At 47.0% G+C, this 12,868-nt stretch carries 8 protein-coding genes; 2 read left to right on the top strand and 6 right to left on the bottom strand.

Annotated features, from left to right (window positions below):
* Nucleotides 1-90: 90 nt before the first annotated feature.
* Nucleotides 91-525, bottom strand: a complete 435-nt coding sequence (locus G3352_RS10720; protein ID WP_163756333.1) for a hypothetical protein — start codon at nt 523-525, stop codon at nt 91-93.
* Nucleotides 526-857: 332 nt separating this feature from the next.
* On the opposite strand from G3352_RS10720, the gene G3352_RS10715 reads away from it, so the two are divergent.
* Nucleotides 858-1,226, top strand: coding sequence for a helix-turn-helix domain-containing protein (locus tag G3352_RS10715; RefSeq protein WP_024632898.1), 369 nt, complete (start codon nt 858-860; stop codon nt 1,224-1,226).
* A 100-nt stretch (nt 1,227-1,326) separates the two neighbouring features.
* Here the strand turns inward: G3352_RS10715 and G3352_RS10710 are convergent, their stop codons facing one another.
* The 4 genes from G3352_RS10710 to G3352_RS10695 form a co-directional block, all read right to left on the bottom strand.
* On the bottom strand, nt 1,327-1,482 hold the full coding sequence (locus G3352_RS10710; RefSeq protein ID WP_157258495.1) for a hypothetical protein: 156 nt from the start codon (nt 1,480-1,482) through the stop codon (nt 1,327-1,329).
* 220 nt (nt 1,483-1,702) lie between these two features.
* Entirely contained in the window at nt 1,703-6,301 is a 4,599-nt protein-coding gene (gene gltB, locus G3352_RS10705) for a glutamate synthase large subunit (protein ID WP_163756331.1), read from the bottom strand.
* Nucleotides 6,302-6,976: 675 nt separating this feature from the next.
* Nucleotides 6,977-9,259 carry a YhgE/Pip family protein gene (locus tag G3352_RS10700; protein WP_163756329.1) on the bottom strand — a complete coding sequence of 761 codons (2,283 nt, stop codon included), beginning with the start codon at nt 9,257-9,259 and terminating at the stop codon, nt 6,977-6,979.
* Between the two features lie 207 nt (nt 9,260-9,466).
* Complete coding sequence (locus tag G3352_RS10695) at nt 9,467-10,048, bottom strand: TetR/AcrR family transcriptional regulator (protein WP_163756326.1); 582 nt, start codon at nt 10,046-10,048, stop codon at nt 9,467-9,469.
* A 357-nt stretch (nt 10,049-10,405) separates the two neighbouring features.
* On the opposite strand from G3352_RS10695, the gene G3352_RS10690 reads away from it, so the two are divergent.
* Complete coding sequence (locus tag G3352_RS10690) at nt 10,406-11,626, top strand: MGDG synthase family glycosyltransferase (protein ID WP_163756796.1); 1,221 nt, start codon at nt 10,406-10,408, stop codon at nt 11,624-11,626.
* Between the two features lie 277 nt (nt 11,627-11,903).
* Here the strand turns inward: G3352_RS10690 and G3352_RS10685 are convergent, their stop codons facing one another.
* Nucleotides 11,904-12,761 (bottom strand): cell wall hydrolase, encoded by an 858-nt coding sequence (locus G3352_RS10685; protein ID WP_163756324.1) that lies wholly within the window; start codon nt 12,759-12,761, stop codon nt 11,904-11,906.
* Nucleotides 12,762-12,868: the final 107 nt, after the last annotated feature.

Here is a 12,868-nt window from a genome sequence, read left to right as displayed (position 1 = left end):
GTGTTAAAGAACTAATGCATAACGCTATGAAATATAGTAAAATGGCGTTAAGTACATGCTTGTTCAGAATATGTTTAGAATGTGTTCAACTCATATGGTAAAATCAATGTAATGATAGGTTTCCTGCAAGTTAGGTTGTTCCGATGCCTTCTCATATTGAAACCGGGAAACGGTCGGAAACTGAACTTCTCGAATCATTGTATTTAACTGTCCCGTTATATATAGTGTCTGCTCTTGCTGAATATGCAAGCTTGAATGATACAATGTGAGCTCACCGAAGGGCTGTTTCCATTGCAACCTTGCGTGGAGTCGTACACATACACGGCTATCTTCTACATCCAAACCAATCAACATCTCTGATGATATTGGCAAGTCCAGGTCGCTCAGGAAGGTGATCGCTCGTGTGTCCATACCAAGCAACAGAACGGGGCGTCTTTTGCGGTCTACCAATTTGCCATGAAACTCCTGAATGTACATATGGACATTTAATTTGAGATCCGCCCATTCCTGAATCATTGAATTCATGGCTTCATTCCTTTAGAATGGATTAGCTTGCAAGAGTTGCCTATACTCCTTCTCACAGGTATATTGGCTAGGCAACGTGGTCACACTTAAAATATCCCAAATGATACATTTTGTAACTCCATACGTCCAATTTACGATACAATTTGTATCATGTCAAGCAGTATTTGGACATGGTTCTTTTGATTTACGACAATATGAGATGTCCTTAGACAGACCTATATACAACTAGGACTACTAAGGCGTTACGATGATGCAGGAAAGCTGCCCTGATCAAACACTTGGCTCAGGATTGTTCTAATATATATTTGATGGCGTTCAGGGGGAAATAGCATATGAGCTACGGAAATCGCATTGCTGAATTAAGGGAACAGCGGGGACTTACTCAAGAAGAACTTGCGAGCTCCATTCATATTACAAGAGCTGCTCTCTCCCACTACGAGAAAAACCGACGCAAACCGGATTTCGAAGTGTTAACGAGACTTGCTGACATTTTTGGCGTATCCATTGATTATCTCATTGGACGGACGAAACAAAGTGATGTCGTAATGGATGAGGATGTAAGGGAGTTCGTGGACGCCCTTGAATTATCGGATAAGGAAGTGCTGGAACGCTTCGGCCTGATGATTGATGGCAAACCCTTAACAGAAGAAGAGGCACGTCGTTTTATTGCTTTTGTCCGCATGGAACGCAGTATGGATTAAACCACAAGAAGACCCAGTACCGAGAAATACCATTCTCCGGTTGCTGGGCTTTTTTATGTCTTGATTTCCCTCCATCTATTCTATGCTTGTCGATGTGTGGTCAAGCGCGCTTGTTGTTGTCGGAGGATACGAAATGGTTCCAACGCTCCGGGTCGATTCCGCATTGCAGTAAAACTTTCATGATGTCCATCTGGGTTGCTTCGACTGGTTTACCTTTCGGCTTACGATCGCCCCTGTTTGGTTGCTTCATATTCATTCCGCTAACCTCTCTTATCTTTATACTTTCCCTACACTCCAAAACTAGCCTTATTATACTTGAGAAAGTTCCTCAATGTTGTCGTCTCATGGCGATAGCGTATTTTGTGCGGGTTCTAATTTTGTCGAAAACCAAATAGGAGCTCTACGGCGCCGCATTGGCCCCATAAAGCTCCTATTATTCTTAATACAACCAGTTGATGCATTCGAACTGGAATGGATTAACCTCCAGCACGTGCAAGTTCACGCATGTTCGCTTCAAAAGCAGCCAGCAAAGCAGCCTCTCCGGTCAGGCCCGTTGCCTGAATCCGTTCGATTTGCTCGGTCATTCGTTTGAAGTCCTTCGGAATAACCCGAACAAATTGCTCTACAGATTGCTGCCAGTTATCCAGAATGCGCTGACCTGTCGCACTTCCTGTGTTCGCAACATGACGTTGAATCATGCCTCGCAGATCTGCACTCTCAGATACATCTTCGATACGCTCCAAAAGTACCATTTCCAGATTACAACGTTTCAGGAATGTGCCTTTCGGATCATATACATAAGCAATGCCTCCGGACATCCCTGCTGCAAAGTTACGACCTGTATCTCCCAGAACGACGACACGTCCACCCGTCATGTACTCACAACCATGGTCGCCTACACCTTCAACAACCACTTTGGCACCCGAGTTCCGTACAGCAAACCGTTCCCCGGCAATACCACGAATATAAGCTTCACCACTGGTTGCCCCGTATAGAGCCGTGTTACCAATGATGATGTTATCTTCGGCATCAAATGTGGCTTTCGGTGAAGGCATGACGATCAGTTTACCTCCGGACAATCCTTTACCCACATAGTCATTGGAGTCCCCTTCAACGGTCAATGTCATCCCTTTAGGTACAAAGGCCCCAAAGCTTTGTCCAGCGGAGCCGACAAATTTGAATTGAACCGTATCTTCCGGCAATCCTGCAATTCCATATTTGCGCGTAATTTCACTACCCAAAATGGTACCTACTGCACGGTTTACGTTGGTAATTGGAAGGACCGCTTCAACCGGTTGACCGGATTCAAGCGCAGGTTGCGCCAATGGCAGCAACTGCTCCATATCTAGCGTCTCTTCCAATTGGTGGTTTTGATACTGTGTACGGTAACGTGCAGAGCCTTCTGGCATTTCAGGCACATGCAACAATACGGACAGATCTACACCTTTTTTCTTCCAGTGGTCTACAGCCTCTACCGTTTCGAGGCAATCGGTACGACCTACCATTTCCTGAATCGTACGGAATCCAAGATCAGCCATGATTTCGCGAACGTCTTCAGCGACAAAACGCATGAAGTTAACGACATGAGCAGGATCTCCCGTGTAATTTTTACGCAATTCAGGGTTTTGTGTTGCTACACCTACCGGACAAGTATCCATCTGGCAGACACGCATCATGATACAGCCGAGTGCAACCAGTGGTGCTGTAGAGAATCCATACTCCTCAGCTCCGAGCAAAGCTGCGATAGCCAAGTCACGACCATTCAGCATTTTTCCGTCTGTTTCCAGTACGACACGGTCACGCAGATTGTTCAACATCAACGTTTGATGTGTCTCTGCAAGACCCAGCTCCCAAGGCATTCCCGCGTGGCGAATCGAGCCTTGCGGCGATGCCCCTGTACCGCCGTCATAACCGCTTACGAGGATAATATCGGCACGACCTTTAGCTACACCAGCGGCAATCGTTCCAACACCGACTTCAGATACCAATTTAACGTTGATCTCTGCACGTGGGTTGGCATTTTTCAAGTCATAGATCAACTCAGCCAGATCCTCAATCGAGTAGATATCATGATGCGGTGGCGGAGAGATCAGACCTACACCCGGTGTTGATCCACGAACCTCAGCAACCCAAGGATATACCTTACGTCCAGGCAACTGTCCACCTTCACCCGGTTTTGCTCCCTGTGCCATCTTGATCTGAATCTCGTCGGCATTAACCAGATAGTTGGATGTTACACCAAAACGTCCGGATGCCACCTGTTTGATCGCACTGCGACGAGAATCACCGTTACTATCTTTAATGAAGCGAGCCGGATCTTCGCCGCCTTCACCTGTATTGGATTTACCACCAACACGGTTCATCGCAATAGCGAGATCTTCGTGTGCCTCTTTGCTGATTGAACCGAAGGACATTGCCCCTGTTTTGAAACGGCGCATAATGTCTTCCACGGATTCCACTTCTTCCAAAGGAATCGCAGGACCAACCGGTTTCAGTCTCAGCATGGAACGAATGGTCAGCAATTGATCATTTTCGCCTTGCACGAGTTTGGAATACTTTTTATACAGTTTGTAATCGCCAGTACGTACTGCATGCTGCAGCGTATGGATCGTTTGCGGATTGAACAGATGCTCTTCTCCGTCGTTACGCCATTGGTATTCCCCGCCGGAATCCAGTACTTTGTCATTGCCATCTTTGTCCGTAAAGGCACGGTTGTGATGAGTCAATGCTTCGGCAGCCACTTCTTCCAGGCCAATCCCGCCAATTCGGGATGGCGTCCACGTAAAGTAACGATCAACGAAGTCCGATTTCAGACCCACGGCTTCAAAGATTTGAGCTCCTCGATAAGACTGAATCGTCGAGATTCCCATTTTGGACAATATTTTAATAACGCCCTTGGTAGCGGCTTTAATGTAGTTCTTCACGGCTTTCTCATGTGAGATGCCACGCAGCAACCCTTGCTGAATCATGTCATCCAGCGTTTCAAACGCCAGATACGGATTCACGGCACTTACGCCGTAACCAAGCAACAAGGCATAGTGATGAATGTCACGCGGCTCTGCCGATTCAAGCAAAATGCTGACTTTGGTTCTGGTTCCTTTACGAATCAGATGGTGATGCAAACCTGCTACAGCCAGCAATGCTGGAATAGCCGCATTCTCTGCGTCCACACCACGGTCAGACAGGATCAAAATGTTGTGCCCTTTGTCAATGACACGGTCTGAAGCTTCGAAGAGTAGTTCCATCGCTTTGCGAAGTCCTTCTGCGCCCTCTTTTGCTGTAAAGAAGATCGGAATCGTCATGGAACGGAAGCCCGGACGACGAACGTGGCGAATCTTCGCAAAATCCTCATTAGAGAGTACCGGTGTATCCAAACGAATCTGGCGACAACTCTCAGGTTCAGGATTCAGCAGATTACGCTCAGGTCCGATCGTTGTTGCCGTAGACGTTACAATCTCTTCACGAATCGCATCGATCGGTGGATTGGTAACTTGTGCAAACATCTGCTTAAAATAGTTATACAGACGCTGCGGACGATCAGACAGAACTGCCAGTGGTGCATCATAACCCATGGAGCCTGTAGCTTCCATACCTGTTGAAGCCATTGGCTCCAACACTTTGCGCAATTCTTCAAATGTATATCCATAGGCCAGCTGAAGCTGGGTCACGTTATCATGTTTTGGATCAGGCAGTTCCGGTGCATCCGGCAGCTCATTCAGATCCATCAGATGCTCATCGAGCCAATCCTGATAAGGATTCTCGGCCGCAATGAGAGCTTTCACTTCCTCATCCGCGATGATACGGCCTTGCTCTGTATCGACAAGCAGCATCCGTCCAGGACGCAGACGATCTTTGTAGAGAATTTCTTCAGGAGCGATATCAAGTACCCCTACCTCGGAGGACAATATAATGCGGTCATCTTTCGTTACATAGTAACGTGCAGGACGCAGACCATTACGGTCAAGAGTTGCACCAATCTGCAAACCGTCGGTAAAGGCCATTGCTGCTGGTCCGTCCCACGGCTCCATCATCGTGCTGTGATATTCATAGAATGCCTTTTTGGCAGGGTCCATTCCCTCATCTGTACTCCAAGGCTCAGGAACCATCATCATGGCCACGTGTGGCAATGAACGGCCGCTCAAATACAGGAACTCCAGTGTGTTATCAAACATGGCTGTATCCGAACCATCCGGATTGATAACCGGTTTTACTTTCGAGATGTCGTTACCGAACAATTCGCTCTCAAACAGCGACTGCCGGGCATGCATCCAGTTCACGTTACCACGCATCGTATTGATCTCACCGTTGTGGATCATGAAGCGATACGGATGGGCACGTTCCCAGCTTGGGAATGTATTCGTACTAAAACGGGAGTGAACAAGCGCAATCGCTGATTCCACGAGATCTTCCTGAAGATCCAGATAGAACTGTCCCACCTGTTCCGTTGTAAGCATGCCTTTGTAGACAATTTTGCGACAGGACAAGCTTGGCAGGTAGAATGAACCACCTTCTGCTTCATCCGCCGAATAACGAATAGCCAGCTCCGCACGTCTACGAATGACGTACAATTTCCGTTCAAATCCCAATTCATCCTTAACATCTGTCGATCTTCCAATGAACACCTGACGCACATAAGGCTTCGCTGCAAGCGCAGAACGTCCCAGCATCTCATCAAACGTAGGCACATCCCGGAAACCGAGGAACGTCTGGCCTTCTTCTTCGATGATCTTCTTAAGGCTCTCTTCATGCGCGCTCCGAATGACAGGGTCCTGTGAAAGGAATAGCATCCCTACGCCGTAGAAGCCCTGTTCAGGTAATGCAAAACCAAGACGGTCCGCTTCCTGTGCAAAATAGCGATGTGGAATCTGGATCAAGATACCGGCTCCGTCACCGGAATTCGGCTCACTGCCCTGTCCTCCGCGGTGTTCCATGTTACTGAGCATGGTCAGTGCCTGACTAACGATGTCGTGTGAAGGTACTCCTTTGATGTTGGCAACAAAACCCATTCCGCATGCGTCTTTTTCGAACTGTGGGTCGTACAGACCCTGTTTAGGAGGTAATCCGATGTGTCTCATGGAACGCAACCTTTCTATAGTGAAGTATTTCGGAAAGATCAAGAACATAGGCAACAAGCAACAATGAAACGGGAGGGGCAGGCATTTTCAACATGAAAAATCACCTGCTGGATGAACGAGGGCGACAGCAATAAGGGCTGTCAATCTTATAAGTGCTGCTATTGCGGCAGAGGCCATCCATGAGATGAGCTGGTCCGGATCACCCGGTAAACAGCTTGGTATAACAACATGCAACCGCTGGCACGGCCGCTGATATGGAGCGACGTTTTTTGATATAGTTCTATTATTTTAACACCGACCTAACATCAGCGCAATTTAAACTTTTTAATACCTCTGATAAGAAATGTTTTGCAGTACAGCTTTAGTGTGCTGATGCTAAAATTCATCTCTTTTTCGGATAATTATACACATTTTATGTCAGAGTACAACTAATTTTAATTGCTGACAAAAGAAAATCATTCCATATGTGGCCTGCGTTTAACCATAGTTGGGCCAATTTCTCTTGCCATGATCCAGCGAATATCTTCATCCTTATGCATTTGTATACAAAAAGAGTCTGCAGCCCATTTTCGGGTCGCAGACTCTTTGCACTATTTGACTACTATATTGCATAATTTTGATACTTGAGTTCAAAGTTTATTTTCACTATTCTGTCCTATTCCGGTTTAATTCGGCTTATGCCGTCACCACTTGACCGGATTCAGTCACTTCGGCTTCTTTTTTGCGACGTCTGCCGCTCCAAAGGAAGAAAGCCAAGGTCAGCAACACAGATATACCTGCATAGATTGCCAGAATACCGACCTGATGCCACATCACATCGAAATTGCCACTGGATACAACTGCTTTGAAGCCCATGATGCTGTGCGTCATTGGCAGCCAAGGGCTAAATGCCTGAAGCCACGACGGAATCAGCTCTACCGGGAAGGTTCCCGCACTTGCTGCAAGCTGGAAGACCAATAACAGAATGACAACATAACGTCCTGGCAAGTCAAGCCAAGTTACGAGGGCCTGAACAATAAACATAAAGGTCAGTCCCGTAAAGATCGTGAACAGATAGAACAGCGGTACACTGTGCGTTTCCAGTCCAAGACCGTAGAGCATGAAGCTTGCCACGATTACGGATTGGATAATACTCACAAAGCCGAATACGAGTGTACGGCTGACAAAACGGTTCCAACCTGTTGCACCCGGTACGGATGTTTCCCGCATCTTCAAAACAATCGTTGAAATCAGCGATCCAACAAACAAACCGATGGACAGGAAGAACGGCGTCAACCCTGTACCGTAATTGCTCACGTTCTCTGTTGTGTTCTCGGACGTATTCACAGGTTCAGCGAACATATTCACCACATCGTCCGTTTTCTTGACTTCTGACGTTTTCTGAGCCGCATCGTTCAGCTTGGTAGCCAGTTCGCTTGAGCCGTCTTTCAGCTCAGTTAAACCGTCTGCCAGCTTGCCTGCTCCGTCACCGAGTTGTTTGGAGCCGTCCGTTAGCGAACTCACACCACCGCTCAGTTTACCCACACCCGTTTGCAGGGCTGTAGTTCCGGAGCCCAGTTGCTTGGCTCCATCTGCCAGCAATGTGCCGCCACTTGCAGCCTCGCCCAGCTTGCCGCTAAATTGCTTCAGACCATCGGAGAGTTTCGCTCCGCCTTGGCTAAGCTGTCCAGCGCCCGCCAGCAATTGCTGCTGACCATCCACCAACTGATTCGCACCTGTCAGAAGCTGCTCTTGGCCTCCATGCAGCTCGGACGCACCTGCTGCCAGTTGCTGATTGCCCTGATGTAATTGATTTGCACCCTGCGCAAGCTTTTGTTCGCTCTCATGCAGTTGCTTACTGCCTTCAGCGACTGCTGCACTGGCTGCCAGCAGCTTCTGTACGTCTTCACTGGCTGCCAGTTCAGGGTTGGATGCAGCTAGCTGCTTCAACCCGTCAGCAACGCCTTGAGCACCGTCAGCAACCTTGCTGCTGCCATCTACTGCCGATTGCAGGCCAGTGGCCAAGGTGCCACTGCCTTGGACTGCACTTTGCAGACCCTCAGACAGCTTCGCACTGCCTTGCTCTGACGATTGCAGACCCGCTTGCAGCTTGCCTGCTCCGTCCACGGAAGACTTCAGTCCAGTTTCCAGCTTGGCACTGCCATCCTTCAGCTGGTCTGCACCGCTCTGAAGCTGGCTTGTCGCCGCAGCTTGAAGCTGCTGCAAACCGGATACCAGATTCGATGTTCCACTTTCAAGTTTGGTTGCACCCGTGTGTAGTGCATTGACGCCATCACTTAGTGGAGACAAGCCATCCTGAAGTTCCAAAGTACCAGATGCCAGCTTCTCCAGATTATCCTTGAGCTTCACAGCTCCATCATCCAGCTTGCCTGCGCCCGTATTCAATTCTCCTGCGCCTTCGCCAGCTTCTGCCAATCCGTCCGACACTTCGGAAAACTTGTCGAACAGGGTCTCCGCGTAGGATTCCGTTACTTTGGCCGAAACCTTAGCTTTCAGATCCTTGATGGCCGTTTTGCCAATCTGCGCACCCACGAAGCTGTAATTTCCATTCGGTTCATAGATCAGATCAGCCGGTTCTGGCTTGTCATCAAGCAATGTGGTTGCCTGGGATGAAAAGTTTTCCGGGATCGTAATTTGCATATAATACTTGTCGTTTTCCATGCCTTCTTTGGCTTGGCTGGCACTGACAAAGTCCCATTTAAAATCTGCATTCTTCTTCAGTTCATCCACGAGGTCACTACCGACATGCAATGATTTGCCTTCCAGCTCTGCACCTTTATCAAGGTTAACAACCGCAACCGGCATTTCATCGACATGACCATATGGGTCCCAGTAGGCCGCCAAATAGATACCACTATATAGAATCGGTATAAACAAAATTGCAATAACGGGGATCAACACCTTCGGGTTTCTCACGGCCGATCCCACATCCTTGAAAAACACGGATAAAGATTTCATGTCATTTTCTCCCCTTGTTCTCTCTGCTTCCTAAGCAGAATAACCATAATGAAATTAATTTGAGGCGTTTCGTAAATTTACCGAAACACGAAGTGACTACTTTCCTCAAACGGTCACTTTAGAGCAAAAAAACAAACCTGTCTCTCGACAAGCCTCACTGCCTTCAATCGTATGACTAACCCATATTATAGTAAGAATAAATTCGGGTTACGTTGCTGCAGCAATTCCTTCCATTAAGAAAAGGCGAAAGTAATTCTTGATTTCCTCTTTGCTCAGCGGCTCGTGTAGCTTGCTCCAGTCTGAGGTGAGGGCAATGTACAAACGAATCATCATAAAGGCTACTACTTGTGGATCACAATCACGAATTTCTCCGTTGTCTCTTGCCTTCTCAAGCTCCCGTGCCAGAAAATCGGAGATGACTTTCTCCACTTTCTCCAAACCTTCCTTGGCCTGAAGAGTTCCAAAATCCTTAAGCTCCTGGGACAATTTAACCAGCAAATCGTGATCACGGCGAAACTCCAGCAATGAATCAAGCACACGAAACAGATTATCAAAAAAAGCACTTTCCTGATGAACTTCACGATGAGCAATGTTTTTCATTTCCTGGATTACTTCCACCAAAATCTGATCAAACAATTGTTCCTTATTCGTAAAGAACGTGTAGATCGTTCCCTTGCCAACATTCGCAATCTTCGCTACCTGATCCATCGTGGTTGCCTTGTATCCAAACATGGCAAAAGACTGCGCGGCTGCATGAATGACCTGCTGTCTCCTGTCAATCGGAGCCATCATATCCCTCCTCGTTTTCGTTGATCGTCCTCTTTAAATGACCAAAAATACAATTCAGTCATTCGGTCAAAACCAAGATTACCACTCTCATCATCAGATTGCAACCCTAACATTAAAAAATTGTGTTAATTTTTTTTAACCGAAATGCAGTGGAAACTGCTTCTATCGTCGTCTATAGTGTATGATGACTCCAATAACACGGATAAAAACGAAGTTTTGATGTATCAGAACATTAACTATAGTGTAAATATGTAACGAATGAACATGATTTTCCGCTTCGCTGTATATTCATGTAGTAATGCAACGTGCGGTATGACTGTGAATGTTAAATTTAAATTGATGAATAAAGGTGAACTCATGCGAAAACCAAGAGTGCTCTTGTTATCCGAAGGTTTCGGCACCGGTCACACCCAGGCCGCCCATGCGCTCGCAAGCGGCATTAAGAAAGTCAGTCCACATGTGCATAGTCGGGTTATTGAGCTCGGCAAATTTTTAAATCCAACCATGGCTCCGCTTATTCTGTCTGCATACCGCAAGACACTAACCGTTCAGCCCAAGCTGGTCAGTCTTCTGTATCGGACACAATATAACAAATCACTAAACGGATTTACCAAACTGGCCTTGCATCGGATTTTCTATACACAGACGGCTCAGGTCGTATCCCAATTGAAACCCGATGCCGTGATCTGTACTCATCCATTTCCGAATGCGGTCATCTCACGACTGAAACGTCAGGGACTTAATATTCCACTATATACACTGGTCACAGACTACGACGTACATGCAACGTGGATTAATCCCGAGGTCAACAAATATTTGGTATCCACGCCACAAGTAAAGGCTCTGCTTGAGATCAGGGGTGTTGAACCCTCTCGCATCCAAATTACCGGTATTCCTGTTCATCCTGACTTCTGGGAAGCAGGAGACAAGGTAAGCCTCCGACAGGAAATGGGGCTTCAGAACATGCCCACTGCTCTGCTAATGGGGGGCGGATGGGGACTTTCCTTTGATGAAGAGCATATGAAGACCCTCACGTCATGGGCGGATCGTGTACAGCTGCTGTTCTGTCTGGGAAGCAATGAGAAAATGATTGCCAAGCTGAAGGAAATGTCCTGCTTCCAACATCCGAATATACGCATTCTTGGGTATACCCGTGAGGTCAGCAAACTGATGGACGTATCCGATGTGCTCATTACGAAACCAGGTGGCATGACTTGTACAGAAGCATTGGCTAAAGGCTTGCCGATGTTATTCGTACCTCCATTGCCGGGACAGGAAGAAGAGAACTGTGAATATTTTGTACAAGCCGGATACGGCCAGATCATTCACTCTGCTGACGTTATTACCAATCGCTTCAGGCATTTGTGTGAGCAGATCTATGCACCACGTGAAGCTGAAAGCCAGCTGAAATCAGTCCACAAACCAGGGAACAGAAACACCTACGATCCAACGTGTTGTGCCCAGGCTGTCCATGATTTATTGTTCCCGGCTACAGCGGAAGTCACAACGGCGCCCAAGGAGCGCTTCACAGCCGGAATTGGGGCAACTTCGCTGTCAGGTACCAGAATTCCATTCTAGTAGCTCTATGACCCCTTCTAATCGTTCTACGAAGGCGTTTCATCTCTTAAAGACATGTACAAAGAAGGTTCCCCTCCATTAATCCGGAAGGGAACCTTCTTTTATTTCATTCATATCTCCGTATGATTTGCTGCAAAAAAGGGTAATTTAAATAAGAAACTATCATCACCAATGAAATTAAAAACGACGAAATAAAACTGCATTACAGGGCTTTTCAAGGTCTATGTAGCGAATACATAGTTAACTACCCTGCCTGTTTGCAGAATTTACAGGTCAATTACTTGTAAAAAGTATGATGCCCGATCGTTTTTACTTTTTTCTGGGAGCGAGCCACTGTCAGATCGTCCGCAAGCGTCAATGACAAGAAATAATACGTATCATCGGCGACTTCCTTTTTCCCATTCAACGCTGCATTAACTGCTTTGATACTGTCCTCATTAGGAGTAACACGTTTCAAGCGCCCGTTCGCTACAGGACTGAATTGAGATTTCTGGTAGATTACTTTGTAAATGGTATCGGGAAAATTGGCTGACCGCAGCCGGTTTAAGACAACATTGGCAACTGCCACTTTGCCTTCGTACGGTTCACCTTCCGCCTCTGCCATGACGATTTTTTGCAGCAGAAGCAGCTCTTTATCGGACACACTGTAAGACCAGGTTGCAAGTTTCGAGTCTTCCTGGTTCAGGAGTTTGGTCCGTGTAAAGTAAAGTTTTTGGGGGGGAGTCGTAATTGCAGCTACCTCTTTGGCACGCTTTACTTTAGCCAATTTCAGTGCAGCCTCTTTCTTCGCTTTGGCCGCTGCTGCAGCTCGGGCCGCATGTTTAGCCTTGGCTTCTTTCTGTTCCTGCTCTTCCTGGGCAGCCGTCAGCCAGTTCTTGGCCGGAAGCGAATTGGTCCAGTTATCAGTCTGTGTAGACGCATCAGAAGATAGACTTGTCCCGTCTTCCATCATACGCCTGTCTCCGCTAAAAGAATTTTCGCTATTTTCTGCAGATGCCGCAAGTTCGGTCATCTGTTTGCTATCACTTGCCTCATTCCATTTTCCAGTCGCCTGAACGACGTTAGCCCCCACTATACATACAAGCAGCACAGATAACATCGGTGCTACCCAACGATTCTTGCTTATAATATCCATTCGAAGATTCCTCCTGTCGAAACAATTCCCTAATCTAAGTAACCACAAAAAAAGAATTTGAATAACGATGGCTAATATTACATAGGGAATAACGTTATGTCAATGTG

This window comes from Paenibacillus sp. ALJ109b (genome assembly GCF_010747435.1).
GTDB lineage: Bacteria > Bacillota > Bacilli > Paenibacillales > Paenibacillaceae > Paenibacillus > Paenibacillus taichungensis.
The sequence above is the reverse complement of the archived record's forward strand: the minus strand, read 5'-3'. Positions and strand labels throughout refer to the sequence as shown.